The organism is Winogradskyella sp. 4-2091, assembly GCF_045765065.1.
Taxonomy (GTDB): domain Bacteria; phylum Bacteroidota; class Bacteroidia; order Flavobacteriales; family Flavobacteriaceae; genus Winogradskyella.
Map to the genome: position 1 here is coordinate 56,352 of NZ_JBJKOD010000012.1, position 21,371 is coordinate 77,722.

Annotated in this window: 21 protein-coding genes; 8 read left to right on the plus strand and 13 right to left on the minus strand. The window is 31.9% G+C overall.

The window, feature by feature from the left end; translation table 11 throughout:
- The first annotated feature begins 24 nt into the window (after positions 1-24).
- From ACJBCC_RS14180 to ACJBCC_RS14200, 5 genes are all read left to right on the plus strand, one after another.
- Entirely contained in the window at positions 25-492 is a 468-nt protein-coding gene (locus ACJBCC_RS14180) for a DUF6428 family protein (protein WP_407557560.1), read from the plus strand.
- 17 nt (positions 493-509) lie between these two features.
- Positions 510-1,142: a low molecular weight phosphatase family protein gene (locus tag ACJBCC_RS14185; protein ID WP_407557561.1), complete on the plus strand. Its 633-nt coding sequence runs from the start codon at positions 510-512 to the stop codon at positions 1,140-1,142.
- Positions 1,143-1,145: 3 nt separating this feature from the next.
- Positions 1,146-2,198, plus strand: coding sequence for an ACR3 family arsenite efflux transporter (arsB, locus tag ACJBCC_RS14190; RefSeq protein ID WP_407557562.1), 1,053 nt, complete (start codon positions 1,146-1,148; stop codon positions 2,196-2,198).
- On the plus strand, positions 2,195-2,923 hold the full coding sequence (locus ACJBCC_RS14195) for a metallophosphoesterase family protein (protein ID WP_407557563.1): 729 nt from the start codon (positions 2,195-2,197) through the stop codon (positions 2,921-2,923). The genes arsB and ACJBCC_RS14195 overlap by 4 nt, the downstream gene beginning before the upstream one ends.
- Positions 2,924-3,023: 100 nt before the next feature.
- A complete protein-coding gene (locus tag ACJBCC_RS14200) occupies positions 3,024-4,112 on the plus strand; it encodes a T9SS type A sorting domain-containing protein (protein ID WP_407557564.1) in 1,089 nt (362 codons plus the stop codon).
- A 70-nt stretch (positions 4,113-4,182) separates the two neighbouring features.
- Here the strand turns inward: ACJBCC_RS14200 and holA are convergent, their stop codons facing one another.
- Positions 4,183-5,187 (minus strand): DNA polymerase III subunit delta, encoded by a 1,005-nt coding sequence (gene holA / locus ACJBCC_RS14205; protein ID WP_299099775.1) that lies wholly within the window; start codon positions 5,185-5,187, stop codon positions 4,183-4,185.
- Positions 5,188-5,269: 82 nt separating this feature from the next.
- On the opposite strand from holA, the gene ACJBCC_RS14210 reads away from it, so the two are divergent.
- The 3 genes from ACJBCC_RS14210 to ACJBCC_RS14220 all read left to right on the plus strand — a co-directional run bounded on the left by ACJBCC_RS14210 (position 5,270) and on the right by ACJBCC_RS14220 (position 7,677).
- A complete protein-coding gene (locus ACJBCC_RS14210; RefSeq protein ID WP_299099773.1) occupies positions 5,270-5,722 on the plus strand; it encodes a type I restriction enzyme HsdR N-terminal domain-containing protein in 453 nt (150 codons plus the stop codon).
- Positions 5,723-6,715 carry a glycosyltransferase gene (locus ACJBCC_RS14215; RefSeq protein WP_407557565.1) on the plus strand — a complete coding sequence of 331 codons (993 nt, stop codon included), beginning with the start codon at positions 5,723-5,725 and terminating at the stop codon, positions 6,713-6,715.
- Between the two features lie 104 nt (positions 6,716-6,819).
- A complete protein-coding gene (locus tag ACJBCC_RS14220; RefSeq protein ID WP_299099769.1) occupies positions 6,820-7,677 on the plus strand; it encodes an OmpA family protein in 858 nt (285 codons plus the stop codon).
- A 110-nt stretch (positions 7,678-7,787) separates the two neighbouring features.
- Here the strand turns inward: ACJBCC_RS14220 and ACJBCC_RS14225 are convergent, their stop codons facing one another.
- The 12 genes from ACJBCC_RS14225 to menD all read right to left on the minus strand — a co-directional run bounded on the left by ACJBCC_RS14225 (position 7,788) and on the right by menD (position 21,315).
- Positions 7,788-8,876, minus strand: coding sequence for an AMP-binding protein (locus tag ACJBCC_RS14225; RefSeq protein WP_407557566.1), 1,089 nt, complete (start codon positions 8,874-8,876; stop codon positions 7,788-7,790).
- Between the two features lie 36 nt (positions 8,877-8,912).
- Positions 8,913-9,854, minus strand: a complete 942-nt coding sequence (locus ACJBCC_RS14230; RefSeq protein WP_407557567.1) for a CPBP family intramembrane glutamic endopeptidase — start codon at positions 9,852-9,854, stop codon at positions 8,913-8,915.
- Positions 9,855-9,856: 2 nt separating this feature from the next.
- Positions 9,857-10,891, minus strand: coding sequence for an o-succinylbenzoate synthase (locus ACJBCC_RS14235; RefSeq protein ID WP_299099763.1), 1,035 nt, complete (start codon positions 10,889-10,891; stop codon positions 9,857-9,859).
- Between the two features lie 109 nt (positions 10,892-11,000).
- Complete coding sequence (locus tag ACJBCC_RS14240) at positions 11,001-12,971, minus strand: YgiQ family radical SAM protein (RefSeq protein WP_299099761.1); 1,971 nt, start codon at positions 12,969-12,971, stop codon at positions 11,001-11,003.
- A gap of 54 nt (positions 12,972-13,025) precedes the next feature.
- Positions 13,026-13,847, minus strand: a complete 822-nt coding sequence (locus ACJBCC_RS14245; protein WP_299099759.1) for an alpha/beta hydrolase — start codon at positions 13,845-13,847, stop codon at positions 13,026-13,028.
- 30 nt (positions 13,848-13,877) lie between these two features.
- Positions 13,878-14,555 carry a metal-dependent hydrolase gene (locus ACJBCC_RS14250; RefSeq protein WP_299099757.1) on the minus strand — a complete coding sequence of 226 codons (678 nt, stop codon included), beginning with the start codon at positions 14,553-14,555 and terminating at the stop codon, positions 13,878-13,880.
- Between the two features lie 66 nt (positions 14,556-14,621).
- Positions 14,622-16,106, minus strand: coding sequence for a hypothetical protein (locus ACJBCC_RS14255; protein WP_299099755.1), 1,485 nt, complete (start codon positions 16,104-16,106; stop codon positions 14,622-14,624).
- A 26-nt stretch (positions 16,107-16,132) separates the two neighbouring features.
- Positions 16,133-17,038 carry a 1,4-dihydroxy-2-naphthoate octaprenyltransferase gene (gene menA / locus ACJBCC_RS14260; protein ID WP_299099753.1) on the minus strand — a complete coding sequence of 302 codons (906 nt, stop codon included), beginning with the start codon at positions 17,036-17,038 and terminating at the stop codon, positions 16,133-16,135.
- Between the two features lie 15 nt (positions 17,039-17,053).
- Positions 17,054-17,893: a 1,4-dihydroxy-2-naphthoyl-CoA synthase gene (locus tag ACJBCC_RS14265; protein ID WP_299099751.1), complete on the minus strand. Its 840-nt coding sequence runs from the start codon at positions 17,891-17,893 to the stop codon at positions 17,054-17,056.
- 275 nt (positions 17,894-18,168) lie between these two features.
- The gene (locus ACJBCC_RS14270) at positions 18,169-19,002 is read right to left on the minus strand and encodes a S1 RNA-binding domain-containing protein (RefSeq protein WP_407557568.1); all 834 of its coding nucleotides are present in this window, start codon (positions 19,000-19,002) and stop codon (positions 18,169-18,171) included.
- A 105-nt stretch (positions 19,003-19,107) separates the two neighbouring features.
- Positions 19,108-19,449: a DUF2853 family protein gene (locus tag ACJBCC_RS14275; RefSeq protein ID WP_299099747.1), complete on the minus strand. Its 342-nt coding sequence runs from the start codon at positions 19,447-19,449 to the stop codon at positions 19,108-19,110.
- 105 nt (positions 19,450-19,554) lie between these two features.
- Positions 19,555-21,315 (minus strand): 2-succinyl-5-enolpyruvyl-6-hydroxy-3-cyclohexene-1-carboxylic-acid synthase, encoded by a 1,761-nt coding sequence (menD, locus tag ACJBCC_RS14280; protein ID WP_407557569.1) that lies wholly within the window; start codon positions 21,313-21,315, stop codon positions 19,555-19,557.
- Positions 21,316-21,371 lie beyond the last annotated feature (56 nt).

Consider the following 21,371-nt stretch of genomic DNA (forward strand, 5'->3'; position numbering starts at 1 on the left):
TGCAATAAACAAATACAATATATTATGAAACTATCAGAAATTAAAAACAAGCTAAAAGCATTAGAAACCATAGCGTTTCAATTACCAAATGGTGAATTAGTTCCTAATCATTTTCATGTTACTGAAGTTGGAAAAATCACAAAAAACTTTATCGATTGTGGAGGAACCGTTAGAAACGAAGAGGTGGTTAACTTTCAATTATGGAATGCCAATGACTACGACCACAGATTGCATCCTGAAAAATTATTATCAATCATTGAACTTTCTGAAAACGTATTAGGCATCGAAGATTTAGAAATCGAAGTAGAATACCAAGGCGATACTATTGGTAAATTTGGGTTAGATTTTGACGGTAAAAACTTCTTACTAACCAACAAACAAACAGATTGTTTAGCCAAAGATAAATGTGGAATTCCTGCAGAAAAACCAAAATTACAATTTAGAGATCTAACTGAAGAACCTTGTTGTACACCAGATGGCAACTGTTGTTAACCTTTAAATAATTTAAAATGATAACCACAAAATCCAACCTATTTTCTGAAATAGAAATTGCTATACTAAGCTTAAACACAGACACCATTTCTGAAGAAAGAAAATTAATATTACAACCCTTAGTAGCATTTATTCAAGATAAGGTTACTAACAAAAAAGACGTACGCATCAATTTTATTTGTACGCACAATTCACGTAGAAGTCATTTATCGCAAGTTTGGGCACAAACCTTGGCACATTACTTCAGCATACAAAATGTATTTTGCTATTCTGGCGGAACTGAAGCTACTGCACTTTTTCCTATGGTTGCGCAAACATTAGAGAACTCTGGTTTTGAAATCAAGACCCTTTCTGAAGGTAAAAACCCAGTTTACAGTATAAAATATGATCAAAATGAGCATCCTATTATTGGTTTTTCTAAGAAATTAAATGATGACTTTAATCCAAAATCAGAATTCGCAGCGATCATGACCTGTGATTCTGCAAACGAAACCTGCCCTTTTGTATCTGGTGCCGAAAAGCGTATTCCAATTACGTTTGAAGACCCAAAAGCCTTTGATAATACACCACAGCAAGCGGAAAAATACCAGGAAAGAAGTCTTCAAATTGCCACTGAATTATTTTATATTTTTTCACAAATCAACGCATAAATAATGAAAAAGAAATTAAGTTTTTTAGATAGTTATTTAACGGTTTGGATATTCGCTGCAATGGCTATTGGTGTCGGAATTGGTTATTTTTTCCCTTCATTTCCAGAAATTGTAAATTCTTTTAGTAGTGGAAGCACCAATATTCCTATTGCCATTGGGCTAATTGTTATGATGTATCCACCTCTGGCGAAAGTAAATTTTGCGTTGCTACCAAAGGTTTTTCGAAATACAAAAATCTTATCCATTTCATTAATTCTCAACTGGATTATTGGTCCTGTTTTAATGTTCTTTCTAGCCATTATATTCTTGCGCGATTATCCTGAATATATGGTTGGGTTAATATTAATCGGACTAGCACGTTGTATCGCTATGGTTTTAGTTTGGAATGATTTGGCCGAAGGCAGTAGCGAATATGGAGCAGGTTTAGTAGCCTTAAACAGTATATTTCAAGTTTTTGCTTATAGTTTTTATGCTTGGATTTTTATTACAGTACTTCCACCCTATTTTGGGTTTGAAGGTGCTATTGTAGATATTTCTGTTGCTACTATAGCAGAAAGTGTTGCTATATATTTAGGTATTCCGTTTGCTTTAGGGATATTAAGTCGTGTTATTTTAGTCAAATTAAAAGGCGAAGAATGGTACACTACTAAATTTATTCCAGCGGTTTCACCATTAACTTTAATCGCCTTATTATTTACAATTATCATCATGTTTTCTTTAAAAGGCGAACTTATTGTTGAAATCCCAATGGATGTTCTAATCATTGCGGTTCCTTTGTTAGTCTATTTTACCTTAATGTTTATCATTGGTTTCTTTTTCACAAAAGCCACAGGTGCAGAATACGACAAAACAACAGCTGTTGCCTTTACTGCAGCAGGAAATAATTTTGAATTAGCCATAGCCGTTGCAATTGCTGTTTTCGGTTTAAATTCCGGACAAGCATTTGCTGGTGTCATTGGACCATTAGTAGAAGTACCAGCTTTAATTTTACTGGTTCGTGTATCCTTTTGGTTGAAAAAGAAGTATTTTGACACACCAAAAATTGTAAGTAAATGAGAATAGCTTTTTTTTCAGATATACATGCCAATTTACCAGCTTTAGAAGCCTTTTTTAAAGATGTTGATGCGGAAAATGTAAATGCCATTTATTGTTTAGGTGATTTGGTTGGCTATAATGTTTGGCCAAATGAAGTAGTTAACGCCATCAGAGAGCGAAACATACCTACAATTATGGGAAACCATGATGAAGCGTTATTATTACCTATTGTTCAAGAATCAAATCCTTCAAACAAAGGCATAACGCGTGCTATGGTTACATATGATAATAGAGATTACCTCATTAATTTACCAAGACATTTAGCACACAATTTTATAACTAATCATGAACCATTTAATCTATTAATGGTTCATGGTAGCGTTAAAGCGATTAACGATTATATGGTTGTTGATTATACTGAAAAAGAGGTATTAGACATGATGCAATCACAAAAAGCAGATGTACTTTTATGTGGCCACACACACAAACCTTTTCATCGTGTTATTAAAAATGAAAATGGTTATAAGCATGTTGTAAATATTGGTTCCGTAGGAAAACCAAAAGATGGCGATTCTAGACTTTGTTATGCTATTGTGGAATTGAACCAAAACACAATACCTTCTAATCCTAACGCTATAAAAGTCACCTTTAAAAGAGCGGATTATGATATAGAAAAAGCAGCGAAAGCGTTGGAAAATAGTGCCTTTAACAGTAGTTATGCTGAAGGATTGAGAGTGGCAAAATAATAACTTCACAAATAAACATAACCTTCAAGCCCTAAATAAATATGTAAACTAAAAGAGTAATGAATTGTTATTTTTGTTTGAATTAAAAACTAATGTTAGAATGAAGATTAAATTTTCTCAACTCCTTTTTTTAGTCTTTATTATAAATTCTAATGCACAACAATTAACCTTACAATCTGGTTTAGATATAGCATTAACCGAAACCTCAGGCTTACTATATCTAAATAACACATTGATTTCTCATAACGATTCTGATGCATCTAACGAGCTTTATGATGTTGATATTAATACAGGAAACATCACAAGAACCGTTACCATAACCAATGCAACCAACACAGATTGGGAAGATTTAGCGCATGATGATACTTACATTTATATTGGCGATTTTGGCAACTATACAGGCGAACGAACCGATTTAAAAATCTACAGAATTAGTATTGCAGATTATTTTGCCAACATATCTGTAACAGCTGATATTATTAACTTTAATTATAGCAACCAAACTGATTTTACGCCAAGTCCTTTAGCTACTAATTTTGATGCTGAAGCATTAATTCACTATAACAATAACCTTTATATTTGCAGTAAAAACTGGGTAGATGGCAACACTAATATTTATCAAGTATCTAAAACACCAGGAACGTATAGCATTGCTCCTATTGACACGATTGTAAGCCAAGGCTTAGTGTCTGGAGCAACTTATAACAGTATAACTAATTCAATTCTTATTTGTGGTTACGACCTTAATGGTGCTTTTTTAATTCAGTTAAGTGATTTTAATTCTGGTCTATTTTCTAACGGAACAATAACTAAGACCTCTGTTGAAGTGCCTCTAAATTATTCAACACAAATTGAAGGCATAACTGCTATTAATTCAACTGAATATTACATTTCTGCTGAAGAAAATAATAGTGATTTACAAGGTCTGTATCACTTGGATATACCCACTTTAAATGTTGAAGAATTTGAAGATAATAAGCTTATCATTTTCCCAAATCCGGCTCAAGATTATTTCGAAATAAATAAGGAGAATTGTATCGTTTCAATCTATAATTCAACTGGGGAAATTATATCAACTACCACAAAAAATAAGGTTGATATTTCAGGATTTGAAACAGGAATTTACTTTGTGAAAATTCACAATTATGATAAAACATCGACAATAATTAGGCAATTGATAATTCTATAGTTTCTGAAATAAGTTCAGAATGACAGCATTATAATATGCTGTTTTAAAGAATAAAATAAATTTTATAAACTTATCCTAGAATTTTGACTAACAACTCTTTAAGTAAGTCGCCTTGAGGTGTTGCATTAGATCCTACACCTTTACTTTTTACATCGAAATCTCGTAGCACTCCAATAACATAACTCACTTTTTTCATAGGGTAATTTCTAGCTGCATCTAAATATTCATTTACAAAATACGGATTCACTTTTAGAGCAGATGCCACACTTCTAGGATTTCTATCAGACATGCCATGAAGATGCAATAATTGCGAAAAGAAACCAAACAATAAAGACACAGTTACAACCATAGGATTATCCTTAGGATTGTCGGCAAAATACTTAGCGATTTTATGTGCTTTTAGCACATTGCGCTGACCAACAGCTTTACGCAATTCAAAGTTATTGTAGTCTTTACTAATTCCTATATTCTCTTCAATATGTTCTGGTGTAATTTGTGTGCCTGCTGGTAAAACAATTTTAAGCTTACTCAGTTCATTATCAATTTTACCTAAATCCGTACCCAAAAATTCAACTAGCATCTGGGCCGCTTTTGGCGAAATATTGTAATTCTGGCCAGCGAGTACGCGTCTAATCCAATCCGCAACTTGGTTTTCGTACATTTTTTTACTTTCAAAAACAACACCAACCTTCTTAATGGCTTTATACAACGCTTTACGTTTATCTAACTTTTTATACTTATAATTAAGCACTAAAACTGTTGAAGGTTGTGGATTTGTAGCATATTGCGCTAATTTCTCAATAGTTCTGCTTAAATCTTGGGCTTCTTTTACAATCACTACTTGACGCTCAGCCATCATTGGATAACGCTTAGCATTGCTCACAATATCATCTATGGTAATATCTCTACCGTAAAGCACCATTTGATTAAACCCTTTTTCGGCTTCATCTAACACGTTGTCTTCAATATAATCTGAAACCTTATCAATATAATAAGCTTCTTCACCCATTAAGAAATAAATAGGTTTAAGGTCGCCTTTTTTTATAGCAGATACAAGTTGTTTTACGTCGTCCAAAAGTTTAAAAATTCCAAGTTTATAGTTTGTTCTTTGGATATTGCTTGTATGTCCTTAAATTTGAACCAAATCAGTAATTTTAGTGTTTCAAGAACTCAACTTTCCAAAGTTTGAATACCGTTTCAAAAGTACAGAAAATAAAGTTTCTATTTTTGATGTCATTCGTAAAAAATTCATCATTCTTCAACCTGAAGAATGGGTAAGACAGCATTGTGTTCACTATTTAATTAATGATAAAAACTACCCAAAATCACTGATTAACGTTGAAAAAGAACTCACTATTAATGGTTTAAAAAAACGCTATGATATTGTTATTTTTAATCCTGATGGCAGTATTTTTTTAATTGTAGAATGCAAATCGCACAGTATAAAGATTGACCAAACTACCTTTGACCAAATTGCGCGTTATAACCTTGTTTTAAATGCCACGTATTTAATGGTAACTAACGGTTTAAATCATTATTATTGTGAAATGGATATGGAACAAGAACGCTATTCGTTTTTAAAAGACATTCCAGATTATAAATCTCTATAAATGCTTCAAACAAAAGACTTAGCTGTTGTTATATTAAACTGGAATGGAAAAGCATTGTTAGAGCAGTTTCTACCTTCCGTTATAAAGTATTCTAGTGATGCTGTGATTTATGTAGCTGATAATGCATCAACAGATGACTCCGTTGAATTTATTGCCAAAACATTTCCAACGGTTAAGGTTATAAAAAATACAGAGAATGGAGGTTATGCTAAAGGCTATAACGAGGCTTTACAACATGTTGAAGAACCACTACTCTGCTTACTAAATAGTGATATTGAAGTTACTAAAAATTGGCTTCAACCTATAGTTTCAGAATTTAGCACCAATGAAAACACTGCAATTATTCAACCTAAAATATTAGATTTTAAAAACAAATCACTTTTTGAATATGCAGGAGCTGCAGGCGGATTTATTGATAAATATGGCTATCCTTATTGTCGTGGTCGAATTTTTGATACTATAGAACAGGACAACGGACAATACAACGACACAAGAGATATATTTTGGGCTTCTGGTGCATGTTTATTTATAAGAAAATCTGTATTTAGAACATTAAAAGGTTTTGATGAATCTTATTTTGCTCATATGGAAGAAATAGATTTGTGTTGGCGCGCTTTTAACGCCAATTACACTATTAAATATGTTGGTACTTCAACCGTTAATCATGTTGGTGGTGCGACATTGAGTAATACAAATCCTAGGAAAACCTATCTTAATTTTAGAAATAGCTTATTTACTTTATTAAAAAATACGGACTCTAAAGTTTTTGTACGCATTGTTGCACGTATGCTTTTAGATGGTGTAGCAGGTGTTAGATTTTTATTTCAGCTGAAACCAGCATTTTTCTTAGCCATTCTTAAAGCTCATTTTTCTTTTTATTCTAATTTACCACGGTTAATAAAACAACGAAATCTATTATCTCAAAGGGCTAATTACTACGAAAGCAACTCCATTGTTTGGTCGTATTTTATAAAAAATAGGAGAACCTTTTAATTGTTTATAAAACTGTTAAAGTTTTTGTTAATCCGTGTTCAGCCGTCTATTCTTTTACATAATTTTGTTATGTTAAAACTAAAATTTTAAACTATAATTAAATTATGAAAAAACTAATGTTATTAAGTGCGTGTTCAATGTTGTTTTTGGCGTCTTGTGTGTCTAAAAAAGAGCATGTTGCATTGCAAGAAAAATATCAAGAAACTCAAGATTTATTAAATACGGCAACTGTAAAATTAAATAGTTGTTTATCTGATGTTGCTGCGGCCAATGCGAGAGTAGAAACAATGAAAGATCAATTGGCCGATTTAAGAAAGTCTAATCAGGATTTAATTGACACAAAAGGAAACTTAACAACTTTAACACAAAAAGGTGCTGAGAATCTTGAAAAGTCTCTAGAAAGTTTAAAAGAACGTGATTTAAAAATCACAAGATTACAAGATGCCTTAACAAAGAAAGACAGCGTAACTCTAGCCGTTGTAACGAGTCTTAAAAAGGCCGTTGGTATTAGTGATCCTGATATAGAAATCAATGTTGAAAAAGGTGTTGTATTCATCTCTATTGCTGATAAGTTATTATTTCAGAGTGGTAGTTACAACGTAACAACTCGAGCTAATGAAATATTAGGTAAAGTTGCTAAGGTTATAAATAGCAAACCAGATTTTGAAGCTATGGTAGAATCTCATACTGATAATGTACCATATAACAAACCACCATTAATTGACAACTGGGATTTAAGTGTAAAACGTGCTACATCAATTGTAAGAGTTTTAGAAAGCTTAGGTGTTAACTCTCAACAATTAATTGCTTCTGGTCGTAGTTCTTACGTTCCTTTAGTAGAAAATGATACTGCTGAAAACAGAGCGAAAAACAGACGTACTCGTATTGTGGTACTACCAAAAATTGACCAATTCTACGAAATGGTTGAATCTGAAATGAAAAACTTATCTGAAGGTAACTAGTATCTTAAGATTAATAATATAATAAAACCCAATGCATTTGCATTGGGTTTTTTAATTCTAAGTAAATTGTAAAATTATATCTTTTCTTTTGAAAATAATTGTTACAATAACTACTTTGCTTCTAAGACTAATTTAGCTGCTTTTTTACGCTGTATTTTTCTATTATTTGTTTCGGGAAACTTATCAATAGTATATATTTTTTTAGGCACTTCAAATTTCTCTAAGTTCTTAAGTTCTTTAATAACCTTAAGAATATCTTCTACTGAATCTTTAGGTTGCTCTACAATAAGAATCAATTTTTCTCCTAAAGTCGCATCTTCCTCTCCTACTAGAATAAAACGTTCTTCAATTACAGGTTGAATTTTATCTTCTATCTGCTCAGGAAATAACTTTACGCCACCTGAATTAATCACATTATCAAAACGACCGAGAAGTTTAAAACTTTGATCTGATTTTAATTCTACAATGTCATTTGTTACCAAAGTTTCCTTTACCAATTTAGGCGCATGAATTAACAAACAACCTCTATCGTCTTGCTCAAATTTTATATTCTGTAGCGCTGTAAAATAGGGCTCTTTTTTTCCATTCTTAGATTCTAAAGAACGTACAGCAACATGTGTTACCGTTTCCGTCATTCCATATGTTTCATAAAACCTAGGTTTACAATCTTTAATCTTCTCAATTAACGGTTTTGTCACCTTAGATCCACCAACAATAATATTTTTAATATTATCTATATACTTTATAGTATGCTTCAATTGTAAAGGAATCATTGCGCAGAAATCGTACGTTTTCTCAAAATCAAAAACTGGCTGTGCCGCAGGCTCTACAAAATCAATCTCTAAACCTAACACCAAAGCACGTACAAACATCATTTTACCTGCAATAAAATGACTGGGTAAACAATGTAACGCTTTATCTCCTGGTTCTAAACCAAAGAAGTTCCCTGTTGCAATGGCAGAATTAACCATGGCTTGTTTTTTTAGTTTAATCTGTTTTGGGTAACCTGTCGATCCAGATGTTGTTACTACTAAAAAGTCCTTATTATTTAACCAATCAATTAAAAAATCGCCTGTTACTTTCTCATAAGGTTTACCTTCTTTTATAAGACTGTAAGCCACTTCTTTTAATTCTTCATGACTAAAATGGAGTCCGTTAAATTTAAAACGGTTATGTACTTTATTGTAAGTTGGTGTCATCTTTAATAAGTTTAAGGTTAAAGTTCAATACTTAGGTTATTCAATAATTTTATAATCTTCTTTAGGTGGCTTGGTGACTTTTCCAAGTAACTTATCCTTCCAGTTTTTCCAGCCATATTTTTTTGATAGAATTAGCAGAAATAATGGATAAACTACTAAGACCGGTAAAATAATTTCGAAAACTGATCCTAATTCTGGTTCAGACATATCTTTAAAAAGAGCATCTGTTTGTAAAGCTGTCCAATCTGCTGTTACCAATAATGATGCAATAAGGTTGTTTCCTAAATGAAATCCTAAAGCGAGTTCTAAACCTTCATCCATTAAAGTCATTATACCTAATAACAATCCTGTACCAACATAAAAAATCATCATTTGCCAAAATCCTATGGCTCCAACCTCAGGATTTGCACTGTGCGCTAAACCAAATAGAATAGATGTAAAAAGTAACGGAAACCATTTGTTCTTAACCATAACACCAATATGTTGCATTAAGTAACCTCTAAATAAATACTCTTCTAAGCCAATTTGAAATGGAAATAAAATGATACTAATTATGAATAAAATCGCAAATTTCACTGGCTTAAACTGAAATACAATCTCTGATGAATCAATATAATACATGACAAAAAATGAAACGACCGTATATATTGTAATTAGTAAAAATGAAAATATAATACGCTTAAAATCGACCTTAGGTCTTGTTGTTGTTAAGGACAATAAACTTCTTTGATGTACAAATTTTACTAAAACAAATAAAAGACCTAATAAAAAAGCAAAAGGAATTAAGTTAATTGCCAAGGTAACATTAGCAGGTAATCCCCATTTTTCCATAGACTCCATTGCAGCAGCTAAATCACTTGGATCTGATACTAAATAGAAAATAAAATTTGCTATAAAAATACCTGCAACTAAAAATGTAGTTAGCAAAAACATCCATAGATCGCGATGACCTTTATAAGCTTGTTGTATAAAATTCATGTTTATAAATTAAAATTCCAATTTTGTTTTTTATTGTAGTGCAAATTACCATTTTTTACCATCAATGGCGAAGAAAAATTGTTTGTAAATAAACTGCCAGTTCCTAGCCCTTGAGGCATTTTACTATTTAAAGTATACGTCCATTGTGAGATGGCATTTAGACCAACATTACTTTCTAATGCACTTGTTATCCACCAATCTATATTTAAATTTTCAGCTAAGTCTATCCACGCTTTACTGCCTGAAAATCCACCAACTAAACTCGGTTTTAGAATTATATATTGTGGCTTTATAGTCTGCAATACATTTTGCTTTTCCTCTTTTTGAAAAACACCTATTAATTCTTCATCTAAAGCAATTGGCAAAGGCGTGTCTTCACAAAGTTTTGCCATAACCTCAAACTGCTTAGGTTTTATGGGTTGCTCAATAGAATGTAATTTGTATTCTGAAAGCTGTTTTAGTTTCTCTAAAGCATCATTTGGTAAAAAAGCGCCATTGGCATCTACTCGCAATTCTATGTCGTTAACAGAAAACTCTTTTCTTATTGATTTTAAAATATTTAATTCCGTTTGAAAATCTATTGCGCCAATTTTTAACTTTATACAATCAAAACCAACTGCAATCTTTTCTTTAATTTGAGTGCGCATATAATCCTCACTTCCCATCCATACCAAACCATTAATAGGAATAGCGTCATTACCTCTTGTAAATTCTGATGGAAACAGATTAAATTGATCAGTACTTTCTAAAGATTTAAAAGCAGTTTCTAGACCAAATTGAATACTTGGGAATTCGATAAGCTCACTTAAAAGCATATCTAATCCTAAATGAATATTATCACAGGTCCATTTTAGTTTGGTTTCGTAATCTGGTCTATCATCAATAGATAAACCTCTTAAAATGCCACACTCGCCTACGCCTGTTTTACCGTTTTGTTCTATAACAATAAACCACGTTTCTTTGGTAGTCATTACACCTCTCGATGTTCCGCTTGGTCGTTTAAACTCTAAATTATATTTGTGATAGGTTGCTTTCATATGTACAACCAAAAATAGGCAATAATAGGGATATGAATTATCAATTTAACTGAAATTCTTAGAGTTCAATTGAGGTTTATTTTTAATACTAAGAATCCACATGATGCTTCTATCGTCGCTTCTTACGAGACTTATGTTTGCGTTTTCTACGAGAACCACTAGAAGAATTTGATTTTGTAGCTGGTACAGCATCATCAAATGTGTTTTTAACAGCTTTAAGATTCACGCTTTTCCAACCTTTACTTTCTTGTTCTGGTACCAAAGCTTCTACTAAATCTTTTCGTCCAACTTTATTTAAGGTCTTTTTAATCCAGTCTCTGTTTTCCTTTTTATACCAAAAGAAGAAACGATGTTGGTCATCTTTCTCTTTTTTAGATTTAGGCGTCTTGGTTGGCTTCAAAGTATATGGATGATAACCACTATAATAAATTACAGTAGCAACCGTCATTGGTGTTGGTGTAAACCCTTGTACTTGCTCTAACTGAAAGCCCATATCTTTAGTTTCAGCGGCTAAGTTTGCCATATCTTCAACTTCACAAGCAGGATGATTAGATATGAAATAAGGAATCAACTGCAACTTTAAACCTTTCTTAATGTTGATTTTATCGAAACGCTCTTTAAACTTATGAAAATAAGTAAACGAAGGTTTACGCATCAACTTTAAAACAGGGTCTGACGTATGTTCTGGTGCAACTTTTAATCGCCCAGAAATATGTTTAGTCATTACTTCTTCTGTATAATCGTCTAATTCTTTTGGGTCAGCATTTTTATTGAATTCTGGCACCAACATATCGTGCCTAATTCCACTACCAATAAAAGATTTTTTGATTTTTGGATGCTTATCTACAGCCTGATATAACTCTGTTAAAGGCTTATGTGACGTATCTAAATTACTACATATTACAGGCGAAATACAAGAAGGTGCCACACATTTATCGCAAATAGATTGCACTTTGCCTTTCATCTTATACATATTGGCAGATGGTCCACCAATATCGGACAAATAGCCTTTAAAGTCTGGCATATTAGCGACCTTATCTACTTCTTTTAAAACCGATTCTTGACTTCGACTAGCAATAAATTTCCCTTGATGGGCCGAAATGGTACAAAAACTACAACCTCCAAAACAACCACGATGAATATTTATAGAAAACTTAATCATCTCAAACGCAGGAATTGGTCCTCGTTTATTGTACTTAGGATGCGGTAAACGCGTATAAGGTAAATCGAAGGATGCATCAATCTCTTCTTCTAACATGGTCGGAAAAGGTGGATTGATAACTAAAGTTTTATCATTAATCTGTTGAAAAATACGGTTGGCTTTCAACTTATTAGATTCTTGCTCAATCACTTTAAAGTTAGAAGCGAATTTCTTCTTATCGTTTAAACATACGGTATGGGAATGAATTTCTACATCTTCCCAATTCTTATTTTTAGGAATTGCTTCATTCTTATCTAATAAAACCGCTGTTTGCTTTATTGTTCTTAAACTAGAAAACGGAACCCCTTTTTGCAACAACTCTACCACTTCTCGTAATGGTTGTTCTCCCATGCCATAAACAAGCATATCTGCTTTAGAGGTTTCTAGAATAGAAGGCAATAGTTTATCGCTCCAATAATCGTAGTGCGTAACCCGACGCAATGATGCTTCTATACCACCAATTAAAACGGGTACATCTGGAAACTTCTCTTTTAATATCTTAGAATATACAGAAGTTGCATAATCTGGTCTAAATCCTTTATCTCCATTTGGTGTATACGCATCCTTATCACGACGTTTCTTAGTTGCCGTATAATTACTTACCATAGGATCCATACAACCACCTGTGACACCAAAAAATAATCTTGGCGTACCTAATTTAGTAAAATCTTGTAAATTATCGTTGACACTTGGTTGTGGAACAATAGCGACTCTTAAACCGTAACTCTCTAAAATACGACCAATTACAGCAGGACCAAAAGAGGGATGATCTACATAAGCGTCTCCACTAAATAGTATAACATCTAATTCTTCCCAACCTCTAAGTTTTACTTCTTTGTTAGTTGTTGGCAGCCAATCTGTAAGTTGATTCGTTTTCATAGTGCTGCAAAGATACAGTTAAATTAGTTTTGTTATATAACAACTAAATTTTAACTATTCACTATCTGTATTTAATATCCAGGTAATGGCTTTCTCTTTTGTTGCTCTAAAAATTGTATTATGTTGTTCATTTGGCTCATCTGAATACTGCCAAACTAAGTTCTCTATATTTAATTCTTCAAGGGTCTTAGCTAAATTATTAGTATGTACAGAAATATCTTCTACGCTAGAGCCTGCAAACCAAAATCGCTTTTTCTTATCTGAAATATTTTTTAAGAAGTCTTCCGCATTTTTTTCTAAGTAATGATCATTCCACCAAAGTGAAGGATCCATGGCGATATAAAAATCAAATGTTTCTGGCGTTAAAAGTAATGTTTCAACCACAAAAAGACCAGCTAAAGATTCGCCAATAATCCCTTTTTCGGTTGTTGTTCTATACCTTTTATTAACCTCAGACATTAATTCATCTGTGATAAAAGCTCTAAATTGTTTTGCGCCATCAGTTAAAGGACAATATTCTTCATCTTCTTTAACTTTAGAAAAACCCGATAAATCTCTTCGCCTATCTGTATTTTCTATACCTACTAAAATGATTGGCGGAATACTTTTATTCGCAACCAACTTTGCAATAGTATTTGCTATGTGCGGAAAATCCTCTTGTACTACACCTCCATCTGGCATATACAAAACAGGAAAAGCATCTTTACTTGTTTTATAATTTGGAGGAGTCCATACGTTAATTACCCTAGTTTCATTTACTATTTTAGACGCGATTGTAAAATTATCATGCTCAGGAATTGGATCATTAAATTGTGCTCCGTTTTTACAACCAAACGCAACGATCAGTAAAATTGATACATAAATGATTTTTTTCATACAATAGATAAATAAATATTTGATTTAATTCTACAATTCTACACTCTCACCAATCTCTAACAGCATTAAATCCTTATCCTTATCAAAGAATTTACGTTTAGCTTCTTCATGGTCTATTTCAATATAACCAAAAGTATCAAAATGATAACCTAAGACTTTATCGCATTCTACAAAATCACTTGCCAAAATTGCGTCCTCAACTCCCATTGTAAAATTATCTCCAATTGGTAAGATAGCTAAGTCTAACTTGGTTTGCATAGGAATTAACTTCATATCCATTGTCAAAGCTGTATCACCAGCAATATATATGGTTTTATGTTCGCCTTCTATAATAAATCCACCTGGTTGTCCACCATAGCTACCATCTGGAAACGACGATGTGTGAATGGCATTGACATATTTTAGATTTCCAAATTCAAAATCCCAAGATCCACCTAAATTCATTGGATGCCCTTCTAAATCTCTCTTTTGATAATATTCAATAATTTCATAGTTAGAAACAATAACAGCTCCTGTACGTTTGGCAATGGTTTCAACATCTAAAGTATGATCTTGATGCGCATGAGTAACTAAGATGTAATCCGCTTTTAAAGTATCAATATCAATGCTTGAAGCTTTTTCATTTCCTGTAATAAAAGGATCAACTAAAATAAAAGTGTCCTTTATTTGAATGCCTAATGATGAATGACCGTAGAATGTAATTTTCATGTTTACTATTATTTTTGAAGATTTAAAAGTTAAGAAAATGTCTCTTAAATAAGTACAAAAATCTAATTATTCTAAAATCATGAATTGTCTTTTCTTTCGTCCATCACTCATCATAATAAACACATCGTTACTGAAAGTACCAAAAAATGGTAAGTAATAAGTATTACTTTTATTATCTTGAATTTTACTGTAAACGACCTCTCCTGCATTGTTGTATGTAATGTCATATAATGAAGACGATTCAAATAAACCTTGAGAAACCTTAGTTCTTCCATCCTTTTTCTCAAGTAGATGTTTACCCGAATTGAGTAAAACATGAAGTTCATCATTCTTTAAAAATGCATTATAGGATGGTGCTGTTGCTCTTTTAAAAATACTTCTGCCCCAATCTAAACTACCTGAAGCACCAAATTTTAAGATTAAAATATCATTGTAATGATAGGTTGTTTGCCAATAACCACCGCCATTCATTCCATTAGAAACATAAGTTTGGGATATAAAAAATTCTTCAGCCAATATGTATGTATTCCCTACAGAGTCTTCAATGATATAGTCAATATAAAAACTCCCTAATTCTTTTCCTTCTTTTTTAGAACCACGTCTATCTCCATAAAGGTCTTCATAAACGTCTAATGGTAATTCATAATTTTTTTTGCTTGAAATTGTAAATTTTTCAGCGTCAACAATAAAATTACATCCACCTTTAATTTTTCCTGCTCGTTTTTCTGAATAAAAACCAATTAAATGTAATTGATCTTTTATAGTAGAAATGTTTAAACTTTTAATATGCTGATCGTCTAGCGATACCAACAACTCCTCATTACTATTCTCAGTGACTTTATTAAGAATAAAATCGTAATTGGCTTCTCCTTTTTTCTTTTCTCTTTTACCTTCTTTATATAGCTTACCTAATATAAAAATGTCTGCATTATCTGAAACCGAAATATCATTGTGCTTAAAGTGCTTTTCTTTATGCTTTTGATAGCTTTTAGTATAAATCAATTTTAATGAATTAGCATCAAACACACGTATAGCATAATCATTTACATCTTTATAAATATTATCTGTTGCTATTGCTAAATAGTTTCCATTTGGTGAAAGTGCAAAACTTGTTTGCCTGTCATTTCTATTAAAAAACAAGCTTCGTTTTTTAGCTACTGTTACTTCAAATAACGTCTTTTTGGTATGTGTACCTGTTTCTATATTAAAAATATGACAATACACTATGCGTTCTTTAGCTTTTGGCGAATACACTGTAAATACTTTTATTTCATTGCCAAAAACAACTTCACCAACATAGACTTCTTTCTTATCACTTTCAATAACTGAACTATGAATTTTATTAAGGTCTTTATCAAAAACATCGAACAAATAATCACGTTTCCCTTCTCTTACTACACCTGTAACGTCACCTTCTGTATGGATAGTTAGTACATTAAATGCTTTAACTTTATCCTTAAATTCGTCACTCTCAGTGACTTTTAGAGTTGTCTTTTGAGCAAAACCAAGTGAAACCGTAGCTAATACTAAAAGTGTAAAAAAGTTCTTCATAAAAATAAATTCAATCTGTTTAAATTTTAATATAAAATATATCCAACACCTAATAATACAGAGAAAAGAAATGTAGATAATGCTAATACTTTTAATTGACTATCAAAGTCATCTGGTGTACGCGCATGTTTAATTTTCTTAACGTGAATTAATAGTGGAATAAAAGCAATTAAATATATGAAATTATAAGGCTCTACGTAATATAATACAGAAAAAATGATACTTATAAATAAAGCACCAAAGATTAAAAAGTAATGATATTGCTTAGCTTTAGGTAAACCCAATTTAACCGCTACAGTTATTTTATTAGATTTCTCATCAGACTCAATATCGCGCATATTATTTAAATTAAGGACACCAACACTCAACAAACCTACAGCTAAAGCCGGAAGAACGACAACGTGATCAAAAGAATTTAGATATAGAATATAACTGCCAATTGTGCTTATTAAACCAAAAAATATAAATACAAAAACATCTCCTAAAGCGCGATAACCATAAGGCGATTCACCCATTGTATACCTAATAGCTGCATATACACACATGCCTCCTAATATCATAAACAACAAGAAGTATAAGATATTTGCAAAACCAAATGCGATCCATAATAGAATAACAGTGAGCATGATGACCACAACAATATTAAACCTTATGGCTTCAAACATTTCTAGTGGCGTAATTGCGCCACTCTGAATAGCACGTTCTGGACCAACACGATCTTCATTATCAGTACCTTTTACACCATCACCATAATCATTTGCGAGATTAGATAAGATTTGTAAACTTATAGTTGTAAGCATGGCTAATGCAAAAACTAATATGTTAAATTGACCGTTATAGTACGCAAAACAACTTCCTAAAATTATACCAGAAACAGAAAGAGGTAGTGTTCTTAAGCGCATGGCAGATAGCCACGGTTTAATTTTATTCATTTGAATAAGTTTAGATTATGGAATCCATTTTTTTGGAAAGTTTGGTTTTCTCTTTTCTAAAAAAGCATCACGTCCTTCTTTAGCTTCCTCTGTCATATAAGCTAAACGAGTTGCTTCACCTGCAAATACTTGTTGCCCAACCATACCGTCATCAGTAAGATTCATTGCAAATTTCAACATTTTTATAGACGTTGGTGATTTGGCTAGTATTTCTTGAGCCCATTCGTAAGCCGTAGCTTCTAATTCTGCGTGAGGAATAACGGCATTTACCATTCCCATATCATAAGCTTCCTTAGCAGAATAATTACGACCTAGAAAAAATATTTCTCTTGCTCTCTTCTGACCTACCATTTTAGCGAGGTAAGCAGAACCATAACCACCATCAAAACTGGTAACGTCGGCATCAGTTTGTTTAAAAATAGCATGTTCTTCACTCGCTAAAGTTAAATCACACACCACATGTAAACTATGTCCTCCTCCAACTGCCCAACCTGGCACAACTGCTATTACGGCCTTTGGCATAAAACGTATAAGACGTTGAACTTCTAATATATTTAGACGATGGTATCCATCTTCTCCTACATAACCTTGATGTCCTCTCGCTTTTTGATCACCTCCAGAACAAAAACTATATACACCATCTTTAGAAGACGGTCCTTCCGCACTTAACAGCACTACTCCAATGTTTACATCTTCATTAGCGTCATAAAAGGCATCGTATAATTCTGAGGTTGTTTTTGGCCTAAAGGCATTTCTTATATCTGGTCTGTTAAAAGCAATTCTTGCAACACCATTAGACTTCATATAAGTGATGTCTTCATAGGTTTTTGCTGTTATCCATTTTGGTTTATTCATTTTAAAAAATTTAGCATCCAAAGATACAGATTTTTAAAATAATATTTAAATGAATAACAACCTTACAGTGGCTATATCATCCTTGATTTTTGTAATTTAACGACGATATTTTATTCCGATGAAAATTTAGGAAAATGTTACGTTTTAAGCTAAGAAATTGAATGATTAGCATTCTAACCGATAGTCAATATTGTAAATAGATAAAAATTAATTTTTACCGAAGTTATCACAGAATATATTTCATGCCCACAGCATAAAATAGAACTCTAGCTTTGTTATACTAAACTGATGCCTTTACCAGCTTCAATAGTGATTTGTCTTTCTTTGTAAAGCGTACCAATGGCTTTCTTAAAACTTTTTTTACTCATTTGAAGTTGATGTTTAATCTCTTCTGGGTCAGATTTATCATGAAGAGGTAAAAAGCCGCCATTATCATGCAGTTCATTTAATATATGCTCTGCATTAGGTTCTATATTTCTATAACCTATTTGATTTAATGAAATATCGAGTTTATTATCTGGTCTTACTTTTTTAATGATACCCTTTAGTCGGTCACCAACGCTTAGGTCTTTATATATATCATCATTAAACACTAAGCCAAGATGCGTTTTGTTTACAATAACATTCATACCCAAATCTGATGGATGAGACACTATTAAATCTACTTCATCAAATTGAGCAACGGTTAACTCTTTATTATCTAAAAAACTATTGGTTTTACTAGAGGCAACTAAACGCTCTGATTCCTCATCTAAATAGCAATACACTAAATACCAGCCACCAGATTTCATTTTAAACGCTTGTTCTCTAAATGGGCAAAATAATTCTTTTACCAAACCCCAATCTAAAAATGCACCATAATCTGTAACTTGATTACATCTTAACAATGCAAAATCTCCTTTTTTTATGTAAGGTTGGTCTGTAGTTGCTACAGGTCTTTCTTCATTATCTAAATAAACGAATACTTCAATCTTGTCACCAATTTCAAAAACTTTTGGCACATATCTATTAGGTAAAAGCACTTCTCCTTCTTCACCATCACCTAAAAATAAACCTGGTTCAGTATCTCTTAAAATCTCTAATGTATTGTATTCGCCTAATTTTATCATAATGCAAAGGTATTGATATTTTAAAAGATCACTGAAATTATTTTTGCATAAAAAAAGCGCTGTAAATAAAATTACAACGCTTCGTTATATAGTATATAAATCTACTTATGAGTAAATAGACTCTTTTCCAAAATGCTTACATAATAAGTAATAAACTACAGCTCTGTACTTCGTTCTATTAGACTTTCCGTATGTTTCAATAACTGAATCGATAGCTTTATCTAAAGCATCTCCATCACTTAATCCTAATTTCTTGATTAAATAATTGTTTTTTACTGTCGCTAATTCTTTCTCATCAGAACCAGAAACAGTTGAAGAATCCGCATTGTAAATTGAAGGTCCTAAACCTACAGTTACTTTTGTTAACAAATCCATATCTGCAGTAACACCACATTTATCTTTTAAATCTGCTGCATACTTTACAATTAAATCGTCTCTTTTACTCATTTTACTATGTATTTTATGTTAATTAAATTAGTTTTCCTAAAGGTAGGTATTTTTTAGAAACGTCAATGTTCAAAAAGTCACTTTTTAGGAGCTTTTTTTCTAAATTTATTTAATAAACTTAAAATAATTTAATAAGATTTCATCGTTAATCCTTGAAGGTGTAAATATTTCTAGCAATTTTGGCTGTTTTGATATATCGTTAAAAGTGCTCAATTTAGCTGTTAATTCCTCTTCATTTTTTGCTTCACTATATTCAAAACCATACATGTCACACAATTGTTTTGCAGTTAAATGATGCTTGGTTTCAAAATAAGTGTCAAATTTTTCTGTATTCTTATTTCCTGGCAGAATTCTAAAAATGCCACCACCTTTATTATTTATAATTATTATTCTAAAATTATCAGGTATATAATTGTTCCATAGTGCATTACTATCATAAAAGAAGCTTAAATCTCCTGTTATTAAAGTAGTTTGCTTTTCACTGGCAACAGCTGTACCCAAAGCAGTACTTGTACTACCATCAATACCACTAGTACCTCTATTACAAAAGACTTCGATGCTATTTGGAAATCTAAATAATTGTACATAACGAATAGCAGAACTATTACTCACTTGCAAAATCGTATTTTTAGGTATACTTTTTAAGATCTTATTAAACACTGTAAAATCGGAAAAAGTTATTGTTTGAAGATAATCCTTATGTAGTTTTCTTCTTTTTTCTCTTACGGCTAACCATGTAGTCTTGTATGTACTCTTTGTATGATGCGTTACTTGTGATAAAAAGGCTTCTAAAAAGGTATTTGGCTTCAGTTTAATATGTTTCTCTAAACAAAAAAATGTATCATTTGCTTTAGTTAACCCAACATGCCAATGATGACTTGGCTTATAGGTTCTCAGAAATGCTTTGATTTTTTTTGAAACGATTAAACCTCCAAATGTTAACAATAAATCGGGTTGTAACGCTCTAAAATCGTCATCATCAAAAGGCGCGATTATTTTATCAATGCCTGGAAAAAAATCTTTGTGATGCAAATTAGACGTAGATTCTGTGAATACAATGATGCTATCATCATCTGCAATTTCTTGAAGCCATTTTGCCTCAATATAATTGGGTTGCAACACACCTACCAAAATCATTTTTCGCTTAGCACTATGCCAAGTATCTAACAAACTCTTTATTTCAAAGGCATCAACCTTATCTAACCTATTCTGAATTTTAAAAGGTTTAGGATTTATCAATAATTCCTCTGTGGTTTCATATAAAGGCTCATCAAAAGGAATATTAATATGAACAGGTCCTAAATTCAATTTTGAAATTGTTAAGGCATCATGTATTTCAGATTCATTATAAGTTTGAATGTCCTTTTGCAAACCTAGGAAACGTTCGAGTTTATTTTCAAGATTTCTAAAAATTGGCAATTCACTCTCTTGACTAATGTTTTCAGAATCTTTTATATCTAATTTTAAATTGGAACTATATAATACATGTTCTCCAAAAACATTTTTCTGTTTTATGGTTTGGCCGTCTCCAATATCTATTAAGTGTTTTGGCCTGTCTGCAGATAATACAACTAAAGGAATATTGCTATAATACGCTTCTGCAATTGCAGGATAATAGTTTAAAAGCGCACTACCTGATGTGCAAACTACAGCAACTGGTTCTTGTATCTGTTGCGCAATGCCTAAGGCAAAAAATGCAGCACATCGCTCATCTACAATGCTGTAACACTCAAAAAAATCATCATGTGTAAACCCGATATTTAATGGTGCATTTCTACTACCAGGAGAAATCACAATATGCTTTATGTTATGCGTTTTACATAGCGTGACTACAGTTTGCGCTAATGGAATTTTTGAATATATCATAAAATCTTTGCTCTCAATTTTAATATTCGAGATTTACATTTGTTTTTTGAAATTAA

Bases quoted from the DNA above. Each gene is read 5' to 3' on its own strand.
- ACJBCC_RS14180 (WP_407557560.1), top strand. From the start codon at position 25: ATGAAACTATCAGAAATTAAAAACAAGCTAAAAGCATTAGAAACCATA.
- ACJBCC_RS14185 (WP_407557561.1), top strand. From the start codon at position 510: ATGATAACCACAAAATCCAACCTATTTTCTGAAATAGAAATTGCTATA.
- arsB (WP_407557562.1), top strand. From the start codon at position 1,146: ATGAAAAAGAAATTAAGTTTTTTAGATAGTTATTTAACGGTTTGGATA.
- ACJBCC_RS14195 (WP_407557563.1), top strand. From the start codon at position 2,195: ATGAGAATAGCTTTTTTTTCAGATATACATGCCAATTTACCAGCTTTA.
- ACJBCC_RS14200 (WP_407557564.1), top strand. From the start codon at position 3,024: ATGAAGATTAAATTTTCTCAACTCCTTTTTTTAGTCTTTATTATAAAT.
- ACJBCC_RS14215 (WP_407557565.1), top strand. From the start codon at position 5,723: ATGCTTCAAACAAAAGACTTAGCTGTTGTTATATTAAACTGGAATGGA.
- ACJBCC_RS14220 (WP_299099769.1), top strand. From the start codon at position 6,820: ATGAAAAAACTAATGTTATTAAGTGCGTGTTCAATGTTGTTTTTGGCG.
- ACJBCC_RS14225 (WP_407557566.1), bottom strand. From the start codon at position 8,876: ATGACACCAACTTACAATAAAGTACATAACCGTTTTAAATTTAACGGA.
- ACJBCC_RS14230 (WP_407557567.1), bottom strand. From the start codon at position 9,854: ATGAATTTTATACAACAAGCTTATAAAGGTCATCGCGATCTATGGATG.
- ACJBCC_RS14235 (WP_299099763.1), bottom strand. From the start codon at position 10,891: ATGAAAGCAACCTATCACAAATATAATTTAGAGTTTAAACGACCAAGC.
- ACJBCC_RS14240 (WP_299099761.1), bottom strand. From the start codon at position 12,971: ATGAAAACGAATCAACTTACAGATTGGCTGCCAACAACTAACAAAGAA.
- ACJBCC_RS14245 (WP_299099759.1), bottom strand. From the start codon at position 13,847: ATGAAAAAAATCATTTATGTATCAATTTTACTGATCGTTGCGTTTGGT.
- ACJBCC_RS14250 (WP_299099757.1), bottom strand. From the start codon at position 14,555: ATGAAAATTACATTCTACGGTCATTCATCATTAGGCATTCAAATAAAG.
- ACJBCC_RS14255 (WP_299099755.1), bottom strand. From the start codon at position 16,106: ATGAAGAACTTTTTTACACTTTTAGTATTAGCTACGGTTTCACTTGGT.
- menA (WP_299099753.1), bottom strand. From the start codon at position 17,038: ATGAATAAAATTAAACCGTGGCTATCTGCCATGCGCTTAAGAACACTA.
- ACJBCC_RS14265 (WP_299099751.1), bottom strand. From the start codon at position 17,893: ATGAATAAACCAAAATGGATAACAGCAAAAACCTATGAAGACATCACT.
- ACJBCC_RS14270 (WP_407557568.1), bottom strand. From the start codon at position 19,002: ATGATAAAATTAGGCGAATACAATACATTAGAGATTTTAAGAGATACT.
- ACJBCC_RS14275 (WP_299099747.1), bottom strand. From the start codon at position 19,449: ATGAGTAAAAGAGACGATTTAATTGTAAAGTATGCAGCAGATTTAAAA.
- menD (WP_407557569.1), bottom strand. From the start codon at position 21,315: ATGATATATTCAAAAATTCCATTAGCGCAAACTGTAGTCACGCTATGT.